We start from the raw sequence: 15,471 nt of genomic DNA, 5'->3' as shown, positions 1-15,471 counted from the left end.
TCATCAATTCAGGGAAGAAGAATTCAGATGGCATCCCGTGTCCTCACCGTCGCGACACTGCTCGCGGCCGTTCAACTGGCTGGTTGCTCGGCCTTTCGCAGCTATGACAGCGAACTTCAGGAAACCAACCAGCACCTGACCAGCGGCAACGTCGACGCTGCCCTGGCGCTGCTGGAAAAAAACAACAAGGGTGAGGACAAAGACCTTCTCTACTACTTCGAGAAAGGCGAGCTGCTGCGCTCCAAGGGCGACCTGGCCGGCAGCCAGCTGGCCTGGCGCAGTGCCGATGACGTGGTGTTCAAGTGGGAAGAGTCGGTCAAGCTCGACACCGACAAGTACCTGAGCCAGTTCGGCAGCTACCTGGTCAACGACAAGGTGCGCCGCTACGAAGGCTATGACTACGAAAAAGTCATGCTGACCACGCAGATGGCCCTCAACCTGCTGGCCCAGAACGACTTCGACGGCGCCCGTACCGAAATCAAGAAGACCCACGAGCGCGAAGCGGTGATTGCCGAGCTGCGCGACAAGGAATACCTCAAGCGCGAAGAAGAGGCCGAGAAAGAAGGCGTCAAGACCGAGTACAAGGACCTTCAGGGTTACCCGGTCGCCAGCCTCGACGCGCCAGAAGTGGTGGGCCTCAAGAACAGCTACCAGAGTGCGTTCAGCCACTACCTGTCTGGCTATGTCTACGAAGCCCTGGGTGAGAAAGGCCTGGCCGCACCGGGCTACCGCAAGGCTGCCGAACTGCGCCCGAACACCCCGCTGCTGGAAAAAGCCCTGCTCGACCTGGACAAGCCAGCGGCGAAAGCCACTGAAAGCGATGTGCTGATCGTGATCCAGAGCGGCCTCGCTCCGGCCCGCGACTCGGTGCGCGTCCCGCTGCCGCTGCCGATCAGCGGCAACCTGGTGATCACCCCACTGTCGTTCCCGGTGATCAAGGAAGACACTTCCACCGCGCATTTCAGCGAAATCTACCTCAACGACCACTCGCTGAAGCTGACCGCACTCAACAGCACCACTGCCATGTCCCGCCGCGCCCTGCGTGACGACATGCCGGGGATCATCCTGCGCACCAGCGTGCGGGCTATCTCTCGTGGTGTGGCGCAAAAGCAACTGAACGACGCCAACCCGCTGGCTGGCCTGGCACTGGGTATCGCCTCGACCATCACCGAAGGTGCCGACACCCGTACCTGGCGCACCCTGCCGGATGAAACCCAGGTAGCCCGCGTGCGCCTGCGTCAGGGCGAACACCAGTTGAGCCTGCCTTCGAGCCTGGGCGGCAGCCAGGTCAGCGTGAAGATTGACCGGCCGTTCCAGGTGGTCACCCTGCGCGTAGTCGGCAACCAGGTCTTCGCCGGTGGCCCTGCCCTGCAGGTGGCACCAAAAGCCACTGGCCAGGCCGTCGCCAGCCTCAAACAACCTTAAGGAAACGCCATGCGTATCAAATTGCTCGCCGTTCTCGTCACAGCCCTGCTGGCCGGTTGCGCGACCCCGCCACCACCAGAGCCGGGCAGCGCTGCCAGCAAAGTGGTGAAAATGGGCAACCTGAAGAACATCGAGACCGGCCCGATGCGCGTTGCGCGCGAGAACGGCTTCTTGACCGTCAAGGTGTCCCTGAACAACACCAGCAGCAGCAACAAGACCCTGTTCTACCGCTTCGCCTGGCTGGGCAACGACGGTTTCCCGGTGGCCGATGAAGAGAGCTGGAAGACCGTCACCCTGTATGGCAAGCAGGCCAGCGTGTTGCCGGCGATTGCCCCGGTATCCCAGGCCACCGACTTCCGTATCGAAGTTCAGTCTCAGTAATCATTTTTGCAGGAGCACATTTTCATGATTGCACGCATTTCCCTCGCCGCCATCGCCATTGCCCTGGTCAGCGGCTGCAGCACCCCGTCGCCGGTCCTGGGCGGCAAGAACATCGGCTACGGCGACAGCAAGGCCGTAGAACTGGTCACCAACGAGTTCGGTTCGACCGACCTGCAGATGATCGCCGAGTCCATGACCCGCTCGCTGGCCCAGTCCGGCATCCTCCAGGGTCGCCCGGTGGTGCAGGTCTATGACGTGAAGAACAAGACCAGCGAGTACATCGATACCCGCGAGATCACCACGTCGATCAAAACCCAGCTGATGAAGTCCGGCACCGCCCGCTTCGCCAGCGACAACACCCAGATGCAGAGCCAGGTTGACCAGCTCAAGCTGCAGAACCAGAGCGGCCTGTACAAGAAAGGCACCGTGGCCAAGACCGGCAACATGATCGCCGCCAAGTACCGCCTGGAAGGCTCGATCAGCTCGATCGTCAAGCGCAGCAGCGACTACAAGGACGTGTTCTACAAGTTCAGCCTGCAGCTGATCGATGTCGAGAGCGGCCTGGCCGAGTGGATGGACGAGAAAGAAATCCGCAAGACCACGGAGCGCTAAGCAATGCGTGCATGGATGGGCATTCTGGGCCTGGCTTGCGCGTTCAGCGTGCAAGCGGCCCCAAAAGTCGCAGTAACCGACCTCGCCTACCAGGAGCGTGTGGAGCAGTACATCCACATGGTCTCGGCGCAGAACAGCAGCCAGGCGAGCATGTACCACGCCAGTGGTTCGTCGAGCTACAGCGAGTTCGAAAGCAGCGAGAGCTACATCGAGCAGACCGAGCTGCGCAAGTTCAGCGGCGACATCAAGGGCGAGATTCTCAAGTCCGGGATGTTCCAGCTGGTCCAGGGTACGCCGTACACCGCCGATGCCAAGGCTGACGTCTACGACGTTATCCGCCGCATCAAGAACGGCAACTTCAAAGGTGCTGACTACGTGCTGTTCGGTACCTTGTCGGATATCGACTTCCAGCGCGATATCACCTCCCTGGACAACACCAACAGCTATTCGGCGATCCTCGGCCTGAGCCTGGTGGCCGACTTCAGCCTGATCAACACCAAGACCTACGAGATCACCTCGGCGTTCACCGCCATGGGTGAGGGCCAGGACACCAAGCTGGTCAACAGCCAGGATGTTCGGGTCACCCTCAACCGCCCACGGGTGGTACGTGAGGTTTCCAAGGAACTGGGCATGGACGTTGCCAAGCAACTGGCCGAACAGCTGGTAGGCGCGATGCCGGAGCGTGAACGCACCCCGGCGCGCAACAACCTGCCGCCTGACGAGCCAGCGCAGATCCTGCGTTGAGAAAGTAAAAAGGCGACCTTCGGGTCGCCTTTTTTTATGCTGCTTGTTTTCCTACACCGGCGCGCGGCGAATGGTCGCCAGCAAGGTCGCAGCCCCCAGGAACAGTCCGGCAAAGGTGCGGTTCATCCGCCGCTGCTGCCGGGGCGTACGCAACAGGCGCAGCACTTTGGCCGCAAGCCCGGTGTAACCGGCCATGACCATCAGATCGACCGTGACCATGGTCGCGGCAATGATCAGGTACTGCGGCACCAGCGCCGCATGCGGATTGATGAACTGCGGCAGCACCGCGAGCATGAAGATCAGCGCCTTGGGGTTGCTGACGTTGACCAGAAAGCCACGGAACACCAGGCTCAACGGCTTGCCGATCGGGCGCACGGCGGATTCGTCGCTGATGTCGGCCGGCAGCGCGCGCCACTGTTTGACCGCCAGGTACACCAGGTAGGCCACGCCGAACCATTTGATCACCTGGAATGCGGTGGCCGATGCCGCGAGGATGGCACCGACGCCGGCGGCAATGATCGCAATCTGCAGCACCAGGCCCAGCTGCAGGCCTAGCGCGTTCCAGTAGCCGCGCCAGAAGCCGTATTGCAGGCCGCAGGACATCGAGGCAATGGCCCCGGCACCCGGCGACAGACTGATCACCCAGCAAGCGGCAAAAAATGCCAACCACGTTTCCAATGACATCGCGCACCTCGGCACTAACTTGTTACAAACCTCTAAGCTAGTGCCGTGGCGAAAAAATCACCACGATTTTTTTCTGCGATCGATCAATTGCCCGGGGTTTTGCTCTCGCTCACCAGCGGCAGCACTTCGGCACCGCGCCAGCGCCGCACCGATTTCTGGAAGAACTGGCTGTTGGGCACTTGCACCAGCGCACCGCCCGCTTCCGGCAGTTCGATCAAGGTGGTGAACAACAGGTTGATGGCCACCACCCGGCCTTTGACGCCCGGCTTGTCGATGGTTTCCACCAGTTCCACCACATCGCCGATGCGAAACGGCCCGACGGTAAAGATCAGCACCGCGCACAGCAGGTTCGACAGCACGCTCCACATGGCGAAGAACGCCACTGCGGCAACCGCCACGAACCCGGACAGTGCGGTCCACAGCACCGTGGCGGAAACCCCCAGGCGCTCGAGCACGAAGATCAGCGCACTGCCCATGATCAGCCAGCGCAGGCCACCACGCAGCGGCATCAGCAGCTCCGGTGGCAACGGGTAGCGCTCGCCCAGGCGCTTGAGGCAACGGGCAACCACGCGCTGCAGGATGAACGCCGCCGAAAGTATCAGCAGGATCTGCAAACCCAGCCAGAACGGAGCGATCCATTCCACCGGCAATGGCAACTGCAAGGATTCCATCAGGACAACGCCTCCAGCTCCGCCTGCATGCCCTCGAGGGTCTCCAGGGCGGCCATCCAGGCTTCCTCGAGCTCCCCTTCACGAACCTTGAGCTTGGCCTGCTGGGCCAACAGCTCTCGCAACTCGTCCTTGCGCGCGGCTTCATACAGGGCGCTGTCAGCCAGGCTGGCATCAACCTTGGCCAGTTGCTCATGCACGATGCCCAGCTCGCGTTCGAGCTTGTCGGCTTCACGCTTGTGCGGTGCCAGTTGCTGACGCAGGGCGGCAGCGGCCTGGCGCTGGGCCTTTTTGTCGGTCTTGTCGGCATTGACCGGCGCAGTGCTGACCGGGGCATTGCGTTGACGGTACTCGACCAGCCAGCGGGTGTAGTCGTCCAGGTCACCGTCGAAGGTCTCGACCTTGCCGTCGGCGACCAGCAGGAAGTCATCGGTGGTGCTCTTGAGCAAGTGACGGTCGTGAGAGACCACCAACACCGCACCACTGAACTCCTGCAGGGCCATGGTCAGCGCCAGGCGCATTTCCAGGTCCAGGTGGTTGGTCGGTTCGTCGAGCAGCAACAGGTTCGGCCGCTCCCAGGCGATCAGGGCCAGGGCCAGGCGGGCTTTTTCGCCGCCGGAGAAATTCACCACCGGCTCGTCGATGCGCGCGCCGCGGAAATCGAATCCACCCAGGAAGTCACGCAAGGTCTGCTCGCGCTCGGTCGGCGCCAGGCGCTGCAGGTGCAGCAACGGGCTGGCCTTGTTGTCCAGCGAGTCGAGCTGGTGCTGGGCGAAGTAGCCAACCGAGAGGTTCTCGCCGCGTACCAGGCGCCCGCTGAGCGGCTCCAGTTCGCCGGCGAGGTTCTTGATCAGGGTCGACTTGCCCGCGCCGTTGGGACCGAGCAGGCCGATCCGCGCCCCCGGGGTGAGCTGCAACTTGACCTTCTCGAGGATGGTCTTGTCGCCATAGCCCAGGCGGGCTTCGGACAGGTCGAGCAGCGGGCTGGAGATTTTCTCCGACTCGCGGAAAACGAAGTCGAACGGCGAATCGACATGCGCCGCCGACAGCTCCTCCATGCGCTCCAGGGCCTTGATCCGGCTCTGCGCCTGACGGGCCTTGGTGGCCTGGGCCTTGAACCGGGCGATGTACTTTTCCATGTGCGCGCGCTGCGCCTGCTGCTTCTCGTAGGCTTGCTGCTGCTGCGCCAGGCGTTCGGCACGGGTGCGCTCGAACGCGGTGTAGCCACCACGGTAGAGGGTCAGCTTGCACTGCTCGACATGGGCGACGTGATCGACCACGGCATCGAGGAAGTCACGGTCGTGGGAGATCAGCAGCAGCGTGCCCGGATAGCCCTTGAGCCAGTCTTCGAGCCAGAGGATGGCGTCCAGATCCAGGTGGTTGGTCGGTTCGTCGAGCAGCAACAGGTCGGACGGGCACATCAGGGCCTGGGCCAGGTTCAGGCGCATCCGCCAGCCACCAGAGAAGTCGCCGACCTGACGGTCCATCTGCTCGTTGGTAAACCCCAGGCCTGCCAGCAGCTTGCGCGCCCGCGCATCGGCGGTATAACCGTCGGCGCTGTCGAGCTCGATATGCAGGCGTGCCAGTGCAGTGCCGTCGTGGGCAGCTTCGGCCGCAGCCAGGTCGGCCTGGACCTTGCGCAGGCGGGCATCGCCGTCGAGCACATAGTCGACCGCCAGGCGCTCGAGGGTGTCGACCTCCTGGCGCATGTGCGCGATGCGCCAGTCGCCAGGCAGCTGGCAGTCGCCGGAGTCGGGCGTCAGCTCACCGCGCAGCAAGGCGAACAGGCTGGATTTACCGGCGCCGTTGGCACCGATCAGGCCGGCTTTCTGGCCGGCGTGCAGGGTCATCTCGGCGCCTTCTAGCAGGCGCTGTGGACCACGCTGTAAAGTGAGGTTCGATAGTCTGATCATAATGGCCGCGGAGTCTACCAGCTTCGTCGGCAACTGGCGCGAGTGGGACCATGCACACCGACCTGTGGAATTTTGCCCTGAAGCTCTACGCTCGACCGGGCGTAGAAGCCGCCTGCCTGCAATGGCAGGCCCGGGGTGGCGACGTCTGCCTGCTGCTGTGCGGCGTGTGGCTCGGCGCACGCGGTATCGCAGCGAACGAACAACGGGTTAAACAACTCAAGGAACTCGCCGAGGCGTGGCAAACCGAGGTGGTGAAACCGTTGCGCGCCCTGCGCCAGTCCTGGCGTGACGAAGCAGCCAAGGATGCGCAACTGGCGGTATTGCGCGAGCAGGTAAAAGGCCTGGAGTTAGCGGCAGAACGCATCCTGCTGGAGCGCCTGGAGACGGCCTGCAAAGACTGGGCAGCAACGCCCGAAGCCGAAGTGGACTGGATAGGCTGGCTGGCACCCGAAGGCGCCGGTGCGCATCACGACGCGCTGCAAAGGCTGCGCGCCGTGATGCTGACGACTCAGGACGCCGAAGACGGGGTCTGAGTGGTCGATGCTACCGAAGCTGCTGGCGCAGTGGTTGCCGGTGCAGAAGCAGCGGGTGCTGCAGGCGCTGCTGGAGTAGCTGGCTTGGCAGCTACAGGCTGAGCTGGCTTGGCAGCGGCTGGCCTGGCTGCAGGTTTAGCGGCTGCCGGTTTGGCAACGGGTTTGGCCGGCGCTTTAGCTGCGGCAGGTTTAGCGGCCGGCTTGGCTGCAGGTTTTGCCGCTGCTGGTTTGGCTGCAGGCTTGGCAGGTGCTTTCGCCGCTGCTGGTTTGGCCGCTGGCTTGGCGGCAGGCTTGGCCGCTGCGGTTTTAGCCGCTGGCTTGGCTGGCGCTTTAGCCGCAGGTTTGGCTGCTGGCTTGGCAGCTGCGGTTTTTGCCGCAGGTTTAGCCGGGGCTTTAGCGGCGGCAGGCTTGGCTGCTGCAGTTTTTGCTGCAGGCTTGGCAGGTGCTTTCGCCGCTGCTGGTTTGGCCGCTGGCTTGGCGGCAGGTTTAGCCGCTGCGGTTTTCGCCGCTGGCTTGGCTGGCGCTTTGGCCACAGGTTTAGCCGCTGGCTTGGTTGCGGGTTTGGCTGCTGCGGTTTTCGCCGCAGGTTTGGCCGGTGCTTTGGCGGCAGGTTTTGCTGCTGCAACAGCAGGTTTGGCCGAACGCACGCTCAATGCCTTGGCGGCAGCTTCCTTGACCTTGCCAACGCCCTGGGCCAGTTTCAGGCTTTCCTGAGCGTCACGCTTGAGCTGCAGGATGTAGGTGCGGGTTTGCGTTTGGCGGTCTTTCAGCGAGTCGAGCAAACCTTCCAGTTCACTCACCCCGTCCTTGGCTTTTTTCTGCGCCTTGGCTTTGCCAGCCTTGGCAGCGTCCTGCAGTTTCAGCCGCGACTTGTGCAGTTTTTCCTGGGCCTTGCCACGTTGTTTTTCCAACTTGGCGAGTAGTTTTTCAGCATCAGCCAGCGCTTGCGAGCAGGCATTTTCCAAATGATCGAGCAGGCTGCCCGAGAGTTGCTGGAGCAGGTGCAACGGCGTACTTACTGGCTTCTTATTGGCCGACATGGTTTACCTCCTGGCTGACGAGATTGCGGCTCATACTATGCTTCTGCTGCTACCGCCGCTAGGGCATGTTGACAGTATTAAATGCGCCGCGTTGCATGCCTGGGCAAAGTTGTTATCGCTGCAGCTGGAAACAAGTGTAGATGCTGCACAAAGTGTTGCTGATATTTACACGAAGTGACGAGCGAAGGCTGGCATACTTTATTTCCTCTGAAGCAGGAGCGAGCCTGTGCCGCGTTATCTAGTCCTTACCCTGTTGCTGTTGCCAACAGCGTTAATTGCAGCGCCTGATACTAAACCCGCCAGCGACCATGACCTGGCTTACAGCCTGGGTGCCAGCCTGGGCGAGCGCCTGCGCACGGAAGTTCCCGGCCTGCAACTCGATGCCTTGATCGATGGCTTGCGCCAGGCTTATCAGAACAAGCCATTGGCCCTGAGCCAAGAACGCATGGCGGCAATACTCAGCGAACATGATGCCCAGGCCAACCAAGCTGCAGTTCAAGCACAAAGCGAACAATTGCTGAGCGCGGAAAAACGATTCCTGGCCACTGAACGGGCCCGGGCCGGAGTGCGTGAACTGGCTGAAGGGATACTCGTGAGCGAGTTGCAGGCCGGTACTGGCAGCAAGCCAAAAGCCGGCGGCAAAGTCCAGGTTCGCTATGTTGGCAAGTTGCCGGATGGCACGGTGTTCGATCAGAACCAGCAGCCGCAATGGTTCAATCTGGACAGTGTGATCGAGGGCTGGCAAGTGGCATTGCCACAGATGGCGAGCGGGTCGAAATGGCGGCTGGTGATTCCTTCGGCGCAGGCCTACGGTGCCGAAGGCGCGGGCGACCTGATTGCGCCCTATACGCCGCTGGTGTTCGAGATCGAGTTGCTTGGGGTTGCCGACTGAGGGTCGGCAGCACCCTCAAGCCTGGACTGCGCCTTCTTCGCTGTGCGCGGTGTGCAGCACTTCGATCAGGCAGTCTTCGAGTTCGAAACGTTCGTGCAGCAAACTGCCCAGCTCGCGAAGCTTTTTCGCGAAGCGCTCAGAGTCATTGCAGTCGCCCTTGTCGCAATGATCGTTGAAGGCCGACGCGATTTCGGTAATTGCATCAATGCGCGGGCTGATCTGCTTGGCCAGCTCGAGCCCGCGAGTATCGCCAAACGCCTTGGCTTCGCTGACCAGTTGCTCGCTCACTTCGAAATGCCAGGCTGACACGTAGTCGACCAGTACCGCACAGAAGTCCCGGCTCTTGTCCTTGTCGGCAAAGGCCGGTTTGGCATCACGCAGCTCGCGGAAAGCCGTCACCAGCTCTGCACGCTCATCCAACCAGCGGTCAATGAGTTTATGGACCCCACCCCAGCGTTCCTGAGCATTCTGACAACTATCTAGCATGGCGATCTCTTCCCTTCTGGGTAATGCCCCCTGCCCCCGCGCCGCAAATGTGCAGAGCAAAGGTGAAGTCAGCAGAGCGGCATCGAGCAGCTGTGTTTTCGGTATGCGTGCAGGGAGATTATTCCCGTGCGCCCTAGCCTTCAAGGTACGCACGCGACAAAGTTCATACAAGTGTTTAATCCGCCCATCCTTTGCCGCCGGTCGCTTGCACAGTGAAAAACTTCGCCTCAGTTTTTTACCGAGCGACTGAACAGTGGGCGGGTGCGCCCGAGCAGGCGACAGGTCGGCAGGGTTGCCAGCAAGACGAACGACAAAAGGCTCCACTCAGGGATGGTCAGGTCGAGGAAACTCCAGGTGATTGGCACGCAATCCGGGCTGCCGATGATCATTGCCTTGACGACCTGAAGCATAGGCATGCTTTCGAGGACATAGTCAAAAGCCGGTTCGCATTCGATGCTCGAGAGCGCCGGATTGCCTTGCAGCCAGACATGCCGGGCGGCCAACAGTGCCCCGCCGGTGGCGAAGAACAACGCCAGCGCGGCATAGATGCGGGTGCCCAGACGCCCTGGGGAATGCACTACCGCGCACAGGCAAACCAGAGCAAAGGCGCCCAAAAACAAACGTTGGCTGTAGCACAGCGGGCAAGGCACCAGGCCCATGCCGAATTCCAGGTAATAGGCGGCAGCCTGGACCAGTACCGATGCCAGCAACGCCGGGAAGAACAGTGAACGCAAGCGGGCCAACGACATGGCGAATCCAGGAGCGCGATGGACAGGCGACAACGGTAGAGGAAAGGCGCGGCTTGTATCAAGGCAAGACAGCCGGGACAAGTCCCTGAACGACAAGGGAAGTATCCCGAACTAAGCAAGAAAGATAGCTGGGCATCTGAAGGAAAAATTACCGGCTAAAGCAGGAGATTTGTTCGAGCCCATGGGCACGCGTTTTTTCGCGCGCCCATGGGTAGCTCAAGCTCGCACGGCCTCTGGCAGCGGCAATGCCAGCAGACGCTGATCAAGCATGCCCAGGCCTTCCTGGAACAGCTGGTTGCTGCGCTCGGTATCGCCCAGGCCAGCGAGCAAGCGCGCAAGTTCTGCACAGGCTTCAGGATTGCGCTGCACGCGCAGGCTGCTTTCCAGGTAATCCCGTGCCTTGCCCCACAGGCGGTTCTGCAGGCTCAAACGGCCCAGGGTCAGCAGCAGGCTGGGGTCGTCGGGATGGTCCTTGAGCCAGCCTTCGGCAGTTTGCAGCTGGCGCGCCAGGTCACTGCCGCGCACCAGCCCGTACAAGCGCGCCAGGTGACTTTCGTACTGGCGCTTGAGGGCGGCGCGCAGGGCTTGCTCGGCTTCGCTTTCGGCGCCCAGCTGGCGCAGTTGCTCGGCATAGGCCAGCACCAGCTGAGGCTCCTGGCGCTGCGCAGCAGTGAGCTGCTGCCAGGCGCGCTCAAGGGATTGCCGGGCGGTTTGCTCATCGCCTTCGCGGCTGGCCGCCAGGTTGAGGTTCTCGCCCCAGGCGCGACGCTCAAGCTCGGTCAGCTCCGCTGCCGGCAGCACTTTATCCTTGCGCAGGTCGGGCAGCAGGCGGATCAGTGCCGACCAGTCGCCACGCTCGCGGTACAGGCGTTGCAACAGGCGCAGCACCTGAACGTTATGCGGATGACGCTCCTGCATGGCCTGCAGGGTTACCAGGGCAGCGTCGCTGTCGCCGCGGTCCATCTGCAACTGGGCATGACTCAGGGCAATGGCCAGTTCCGCTTCGGGCTGGCGCTCCAGTGCCCGCTCCAGGAGGTTGTCGCTGTCTTCGCTGCGGCCCAGCTCGTTGGCGGCACGCGCAGCGCCGAGGTAGTACAGCAGCGGTTGACGCTCGGCTTCGGCAGCGCGGTGCAGGTGGCGCTGGGCACTGGCCCAGCGACCCTCGGCGAGATCCAGTTGGCCCTGCTCGATCGCCAGCTGGGTACGACGGCTGCGGTTACGCCGCGACCAGGGGTTGACCACCCCGCCGGAGGTCAGCACCAGGCCCACCAGGTAGCGCACCAGCAACAGCGCCAGGATGATCCCGGCCAAGGCTGCGAGCGCTGCCCACAGGCCCGATTGATAGCGAAAGCTGCCGTAGGAAATCAGCACATAACCGCTGTGCTTGGCGATCGCGATGCCGAGCGCGGCTGCCACGGCAATGGCCACCACCGCCAGCAGGTAGACGCGCTTCATGGCTTGGCCCCCTCGACTGGCTGATGCCGGCGCTCAAGGTAGGCCTGCACGGCACTGATGCTGTCGGCCAGGTCCGGCACCAGCACGGTGACCGGCTGCTCGGCCAGTTCGTTGAGGGCGGCAAGCATCGCCTGGCTCTGCGGGTTGTCCGGGTTGAAGTTGGCCAGCAGTACGCTGCGGGCGTCGTCCAGGGCCTGGGTATAAACCTTGGCCTCGCCGTTGAGCGCCGCCCACTGGGCTTGTTCGATGGTCAGGCTCAGAGCCAGGCGCAGCTGGTTGAGTGACTGCCCGGATAGTAACGGACGAATATTGTCGTCAGCATCGAAATCGATCTGGAAGTACTTCGACAGCTCTGCCCACCACTGCGACCAGCGGCTGGCGCCATCGCCGTCGGCGGTCAAGGCACCCAGCGCATCGGCATTGCTGGTGAATTCCGGCGATTGCGCACTGAGCTGCAACACCTGCTCGCGCTGGGCCGCCAGCTTGAGGAAGAGGCCGGTGCGGTCGGGCTGCTGGACGCTGTTGAGGGTCGCCAGGCTCTTGGCCAGTTGCTCACGGGCGGCAAACGAACCGGGGTCGCTCTGTTCACGAAGGATTTCATCGGCGCCCTTGACCAGCTCGCGCGCACTGGCGATGTCCTGCAAGGCAGACAGGCGCAGGCTGGCCAGGCGCAGCAGGTGCTCGGCCTCGGCCAGGCGCCAGTCCTTGCGGCTGGCGCCGAGGATGGTTTCCAGACGCTGGCTCAAGCGTTGCTGATCGCCTTGCAACTGCGCCACCAGGCGCCGGCGATCTTCAAGCTCGGATGCGGGCGGCAAGCCGGCCAGCTGCGCAGACATCTGCTGTTCACGTTGTTGCAGGGCCAGGGTTTGCTGGCTCAGGGCCTGCAGGCTCTGCACCTGGCCCTGCTCGCTACCCTGGAGCTGGCGAACCTGCCATACGCCCCATCCGCCAACGGCGACACCTGCCGCGCCCAGCAGCAAGGCCAGGACTGCCAGGCCGTTGCCGGAGCGTTTGGCAGGTTCCACGGGGGTTTGCGCAGGAGCCTCTGGGGCCTTCAGTTCATCGTTGGGCAAGACAGTTTCGCTCACGTATCCATCCTTTGCTTTGTGGCACGTCGCCAATCAGCTTAGCGCCTTAGGGGGCTGGTGCAGGAGTTTCCTGCAATGTTGCCAGCAAAGCCGCGGCGCTGGCACCACGGCAATCCACTACATTCTGTGCGCCACTGGCGCGGGCAAGTTCCGCCACCCGTGGGCTGGGCACGAACAACGGCAATTGCGCCAACTGCGGCCAGTGTTCACCGGCCAGTTGGCGCAAGTGTTGAAAACCCTGCCCACTGCTGACCACCAGGCCGTTCAGGCGTTCCCCGGCGATACACCGGACCAGGGTGGCCTCAGGGTAATGCGGCAGGTAGCGGCGATACAACTCAAGGTAATCGACCCGCGCGCCAAGTGCCGCCAGACGCTCGGCGAGCAGCTCGCGCCCGCCTTCGCCACGGATGATCAGCACCCGGGATTGCGGGCGCTTGATCGCCGCGGTCAACGCCGGCAGTTGAAGCAGCGCTTCGCTGTCATCACCTTGTGCCGGGTAGCTGACATTCAGACCGTGGTCGTCGAGGATCTGTGCGGTGGCAGCGCCAACGGTGAACCAGGCTTGCGCGGGCAGCTGCGGCCAGTGCGCGTTCAGTTGCTCAAGCGCCAGGCGCGCCGCCGGCTTGCTGACGACGATGATCGCGCTGTACTGGTCGAGCGCCTGCACCTGGCCAAGCTGCGCCGGCGTCAGCGCCAGCGGCTCGGTTTCCAGCAACGGCAGGCTACTGCTGAACACGCCCTGCTCAGCAAGCGTGCGGGCCAGCGCGCTGCACTCTTCGGCCGGCCGGGTCAGCAGCAGGCGCCAGGCGCTCACGGGTGCCCGGCCTCGCCGTAGACCGCCTTGAGGATGTCTTCGGCACCTTGAGCCAGCAGGTCTTCAGCGACCTTGATACCGAGCGCTTCGGCCTCCTCGCGCGGCGCACGGGCCTGAGCCGTGAGCAGCTTGCCGCCAGCCGGTTCGCCAACCAGGCCGCGCAGCCACAGCTGCTCGCCTTCGAGCACCGCGTAGCAGGCAATCGGCACCTGGCAGCCACCATTGAGGTGTTTGTTAAGGGCGCGCTCGGCAGTCACCCGGTCGGCGGTGTCGGCGTGATGCAGCGGCGCCAGCAGCGCATGGATTTCGCTGTCGGCACTGCGGCACTCGATGCCCACTGCGCCCTGGCCGCCTGCGGGCAGGCTGTCGTCGACGCTGATGCTGGAGGTGATACGGTCTTCGAAGCCCAGGCGGATCAGGCCGGCGGCGGCGAGGATGATGGCGTCGTACTCGCCGGCATCGAGCTTGGCCAGACGGGTGTTGACGTTGCCGCGCAAGAAGCGGATCTCGAGGTCCGGGCGGCGGGTCAGCAACTGCGCCTGGCGGCGCAGGCTTGAGGTACCGACGATACTGCCGGCCGGCAACGCCTCAAGGCTGTCGAAGGTGTTGGAAACAAAGGCATCGCGCGGGTCTTCGCGCTCGCAGATGCAGAACAGGCCCAGGCCTTCGGGGAAGTCCATCGGCACGTCTTTCATCGAGTGCACGGCGATGTCGGCCTGGTTTTCCAGCAGCGCGGTTTCCAGCTCTTTGACGAACAGGCCCTTGCCGCCGATTTTCGACAGCGGCGAGTCGAGCAGTTTGTCGCCACGGCTGACCATCGGCACCAGGGTCACGACCAGGCCGGCGTGGGCCTGTTCCAGACGGGCTTTGACATATTCGGCCTGCCACAGGGCCAAGGCACTTTTGCGGGTGGCAATGCGGATTTCGCGAGTGGACATGGAACGATCCGTACGAGATAGATTCGCCCGATGATAACAGCTCAGTCCAGACCGCTAGCAGATCTAAATCATGGTAGGAGCCGACCATCCCTGGCCGTCGACCGCTCCCTGGTCCCCGCCCTTAAAGCTGTTGCATCATTTTGCGTACACCAGCCACATGCCGGCGGCTGACGATCAGGGCATCACCGTTGAGGCCCTTGAGGAATAGCTGAAAATGCCCAAGCGGCGTGCGTTGCAGACGTTCGATGCGGTTGCGGGCGACCAGCGCATTGCGGTGAATGCGCACAAAGCGTTCACCAAACTCGTCTTCCAGAGCCTTGAGCGGCTCGTCCAGCAGCACTTCGCCGGCCTCGTGGCGCAAGGTCACGTATTTGTGATCGGCAATGAAGTAGATCACCTGGTCGAGCGGAATCAGCTCGATACCCTTGCGGGTGCGCGCGCTGATATGGCTGCGCGGGCCGCTGCCGCTCTCGGCGGCCGGGCGGGTCAGGGCCGCCAGTTGCACGCGGTTGGGCCGTTCGGCCTTTTTCAAGGCGTCGCGCAGGCTGTCGGGCTGCACCGGCTTGAGCACGAAGCCCAGGGTGCTGTCCTTGAACGACTCGACGGTGAACTCATCGTCACCGGTGCAAAACACCACCGCAGGCGGTGCTTCGCGTTCGCACAGCCGGGCAGCGACCTGCAGGCCATCCAGGCCCGGCATGCGAATGTCGAGCAGGACCACCTCAGGCTTGAGGCTGTCGATCAGGGCCAGGGCCTCTTCGCCATTGGTGGCGCTGGGCTCCAGCACGGTATAGCCCTCCAGTTCGCCGAGCAGTCGGCTCAGGCGTTCCCGGGCTTGGGGTTCGTCATCAACGATCAGGACATTCATATAGCGCTGGATTCCTGCGTGAGTCTCGCACAAGGATAGCGTAGACAGGTGAGGTGACGACCGTCACGGCGATCCACGCTCAGACTCGCACGATGGCTAAAGATTCACTGGCCCGGCAGGAAACATGCCGCGCCTCTGTCCAACTGTAGACGGTTGCCGCAACACTGCCGTTCAATCGATA

General features: G+C 62.9%; 17 protein-coding genes and 1 pseudogene. 6 read left to right on the top strand and 12 right to left on the bottom strand.

The window, feature by feature from the left end:
- Nucleotides 1-27 precede the first annotated feature (27 nt).
- The 4 genes from JYG36_RS01650 to JYG36_RS01635 are packed head-to-tail and all read left to right on the top strand — an operon-like array spanning nt 28 to nt 3,162.
- On the top strand, nt 28-1,425 hold the full coding sequence (locus tag JYG36_RS01650; protein ID WP_045201029.1) for a COG3014 family protein: 1,398 nt from the start codon (nt 28-30) through the stop codon (nt 1,423-1,425).
- A 9-nt stretch (nt 1,426-1,434) separates the two neighbouring features.
- Nucleotides 1,435-1,806, top strand: coding sequence for a YcfL family putative periplasmic lipoprotein (locus JYG36_RS01645; RefSeq protein ID WP_045201027.1), 372 nt, complete (start codon nt 1,435-1,437; stop codon nt 1,804-1,806).
- A 24-nt stretch (nt 1,807-1,830) separates the two neighbouring features.
- The gene (gene lpoB, locus JYG36_RS01640; RefSeq protein WP_045201026.1) at nt 1,831-2,418 is read left to right on the top strand and encodes a penicillin-binding protein activator LpoB; all 588 of its coding nucleotides are present in this window, start codon (nt 1,831-1,833) and stop codon (nt 2,416-2,418) included.
- Between the two features lie 3 nt (nt 2,419-2,421).
- A complete protein-coding gene (locus JYG36_RS01635; RefSeq protein ID WP_045201024.1) occupies nt 2,422-3,162 on the top strand; it encodes a hypothetical protein in 741 nt (246 codons plus the stop codon).
- Between the two features lie 51 nt (nt 3,163-3,213).
- Here the strand turns inward: JYG36_RS01635 and JYG36_RS01630 are convergent, their stop codons facing one another.
- The 3 genes from JYG36_RS01630 to JYG36_RS01620 form a co-directional block, all read right to left on the bottom strand.
- On the bottom strand, nt 3,214-3,846 hold the full coding sequence (locus JYG36_RS01630; RefSeq protein WP_045201023.1) for a LysE family transporter: 633 nt from the start codon (nt 3,844-3,846) through the stop codon (nt 3,214-3,216).
- 83 nt (nt 3,847-3,929) lie between these two features.
- Nucleotides 3,930-4,517: a mechanosensitive ion channel family protein gene (locus JYG36_RS01625; RefSeq protein WP_045201021.1), complete on the bottom strand. Its 588-nt coding sequence runs from the start codon at nt 4,515-4,517 to the stop codon at nt 3,930-3,932.
- Nucleotides 4,517-6,427, bottom strand: a complete 1,911-nt coding sequence (locus JYG36_RS01620; protein ID WP_213602908.1) for an ATP-binding cassette domain-containing protein — start codon at nt 6,425-6,427, stop codon at nt 4,517-4,519. Before JYG36_RS01620 ends, JYG36_RS01625 begins: the two co-directional genes overlap by 1 nt.
- 50 nt (nt 6,428-6,477) lie before the next feature.
- Here JYG36_RS01620 and JYG36_RS01615 point away from each other — a divergent pair, with 50 nt between their 5' ends.
- Entirely contained in the window at nt 6,478-6,960 is a 483-nt protein-coding gene (locus JYG36_RS01615) for a TIGR02444 family protein (RefSeq protein WP_045201017.1), read from the top strand.
- Here the strand turns inward: JYG36_RS01615 and JYG36_RS01610 are convergent.
- Complete coding sequence (locus JYG36_RS01610) at nt 6,936-8,000, bottom strand: AlgP family protein (RefSeq protein WP_213602906.1); 1,065 nt, start codon at nt 7,998-8,000, stop codon at nt 6,936-6,938. The genes JYG36_RS01615 and JYG36_RS01610 overlap by 25 nt on opposite strands.
- A 226-nt stretch (nt 8,001-8,226) precedes the next feature.
- On the opposite strand from JYG36_RS01610, the gene JYG36_RS01605 reads away from it, so the two are divergent.
- A complete protein-coding gene (locus tag JYG36_RS01605; RefSeq protein ID WP_045201016.1) occupies nt 8,227-8,892 on the top strand; it encodes an FKBP-type peptidyl-prolyl cis-trans isomerase in 666 nt (221 codons plus the stop codon).
- 15 nt (nt 8,893-8,907) lie between these two features.
- Here the strand turns inward: JYG36_RS01605 and JYG36_RS01600 are convergent, their stop codons facing one another.
- From JYG36_RS01600 to JYG36_RS01565, 8 genes and pseudogenes are all read right to left on the bottom strand, one after another.
- Nucleotides 8,908-9,378 (bottom strand): Rsd/AlgQ family anti-sigma factor, encoded by a 471-nt coding sequence (locus JYG36_RS01600; protein ID WP_045201014.1) that lies wholly within the window; start codon nt 9,376-9,378, stop codon nt 8,908-8,910.
- A 227-nt stretch (nt 9,379-9,605) separates the two neighbouring features.
- Nucleotides 9,606-10,127 carry a disulfide bond formation protein B gene (locus JYG36_RS01595; protein WP_045201012.1) on the bottom strand — a complete coding sequence of 174 codons (522 nt, stop codon included), beginning with the start codon at nt 10,125-10,127 and terminating at the stop codon, nt 9,606-9,608.
- A gap of 216 nt (nt 10,128-10,343) precedes the next feature.
- On the bottom strand, nt 10,344-11,582 hold the full coding sequence (locus JYG36_RS01590; protein ID WP_093378165.1) for a heme biosynthesis protein HemY: 1,239 nt from the start codon (nt 11,580-11,582) through the stop codon (nt 10,344-10,346).
- Nucleotides 11,579-12,670 (bottom strand): uroporphyrinogen-III C-methyltransferase, encoded by a 1,092-nt coding sequence (locus tag JYG36_RS01585; RefSeq protein WP_213602904.1) that lies wholly within the window; start codon nt 12,668-12,670, stop codon nt 11,579-11,581. Before JYG36_RS01585 ends, JYG36_RS01590 begins: the two co-directional genes overlap by 4 nt.
- Nucleotides 12,671-12,716: 46 nt before the next feature.
- On the bottom strand, nt 12,717-13,484 hold the full coding sequence (locus JYG36_RS01580) for a uroporphyrinogen-III synthase (protein WP_045201006.1): 768 nt from the start codon (nt 13,482-13,484) through the stop codon (nt 12,717-12,719).
- Nucleotides 13,481-14,422: a hydroxymethylbilane synthase gene (gene hemC / locus JYG36_RS01575; RefSeq protein ID WP_045201004.1), complete on the bottom strand. Its 942-nt coding sequence runs from the start codon at nt 14,420-14,422 to the stop codon at nt 13,481-13,483. Before hemC ends, JYG36_RS01580 begins: the two co-directional genes overlap by 4 nt.
- A 121-nt stretch (nt 14,423-14,543) precedes the next feature.
- Entirely contained in the window at nt 14,544-15,290 is a 747-nt protein-coding gene (locus JYG36_RS01570) for a LytR/AlgR family response regulator transcription factor (RefSeq protein WP_045201002.1), read from the bottom strand.
- Nucleotides 15,287-15,394 (bottom strand): annotated as a pseudogene (locus JYG36_RS01565) (sensor histidine kinase); the annotation flags it as partial. The pseudogene JYG36_RS01565 and the gene JYG36_RS01570, both read right to left, overlap by 4 nt.
- Nucleotides 15,395-15,471: the final 77 nt, after the last annotated feature.

The organism is Pseudomonas sp. SORT22 (assembly GCF_018417635.1).
Taxonomy (GTDB): domain Bacteria; phylum Pseudomonadota; class Gammaproteobacteria; order Pseudomonadales; family Pseudomonadaceae; genus Aquipseudomonas.
Note: the sequence above shows the minus strand (reverse complement) of the source record. Positions and strands in the feature narration are given on the sequence as shown.

Bases quoted from the DNA above. Each gene is read 5' to 3' on its own strand.
- JYG36_RS01595 (WP_045201012.1), bottom strand. From the start codon at position 10,127: ATGTCGTTGGCCCGCTTGCGTTCACTGTTCTTCCCGGCGTTGCTGGCA.
- JYG36_RS01635 (WP_045201024.1), top strand. From the start codon at position 2,422: ATGCGTGCATGGATGGGCATTCTGGGCCTGGCTTGCGCGTTCAGCGTG.
- JYG36_RS01600 (WP_045201014.1), bottom strand. From the start codon at position 9,378: ATGCTAGATAGTTGTCAGAATGCTCAGGAACGCTGGGGTGGGGTCCAT.
- JYG36_RS01625 (WP_045201021.1), bottom strand. From the start codon at position 4,517: ATGGAATCCTTGCAGTTGCCATTGCCGGTGGAATGGATCGCTCCGTTC.
- JYG36_RS01650 (WP_045201029.1), top strand. From the start codon at position 28: ATGGCATCCCGTGTCCTCACCGTCGCGACACTGCTCGCGGCCGTTCAA.
- JYG36_RS01645 (WP_045201027.1), top strand. From the start codon at position 1,435: ATGCGTATCAAATTGCTCGCCGTTCTCGTCACAGCCCTGCTGGCCGGT.
- JYG36_RS01630 (WP_045201023.1), bottom strand. From the start codon at position 3,846: ATGTCATTGGAAACGTGGTTGGCATTTTTTGCCGCTTGCTGGGTGATC.
- hemC (WP_045201004.1), bottom strand. From the start codon at position 14,422: ATGTCCACTCGCGAAATCCGCATTGCCACCCGCAAAAGTGCCTTGGCC.
- JYG36_RS01610 (WP_213602906.1), bottom strand. From the start codon at position 8,000: ATGTCGGCCAATAAGAAGCCAGTAAGTACGCCGTTGCACCTGCTCCAG.
- JYG36_RS01620 (WP_213602908.1), bottom strand. From the start codon at position 6,427: ATGATCAGACTATCGAACCTCACTTTACAGCGTGGTCCACAGCGCCTG.
- JYG36_RS01590 (WP_093378165.1), bottom strand. From the start codon at position 11,582: ATGAAGCGCGTCTACCTGCTGGCGGTGGTGGCCATTGCCGTGGCAGCC.
- JYG36_RS01615 (WP_045201017.1), top strand. From the start codon at position 6,478: ATGCACACCGACCTGTGGAATTTTGCCCTGAAGCTCTACGCTCGACCG.
- JYG36_RS01570 (WP_045201002.1), bottom strand. From the start codon at position 15,290: ATGAATGTCCTGATCGTTGATGACGAACCCCAAGCCCGGGAACGCCTG.
- lpoB (WP_045201026.1), top strand. From the start codon at position 1,831: ATGATTGCACGCATTTCCCTCGCCGCCATCGCCATTGCCCTGGTCAGC.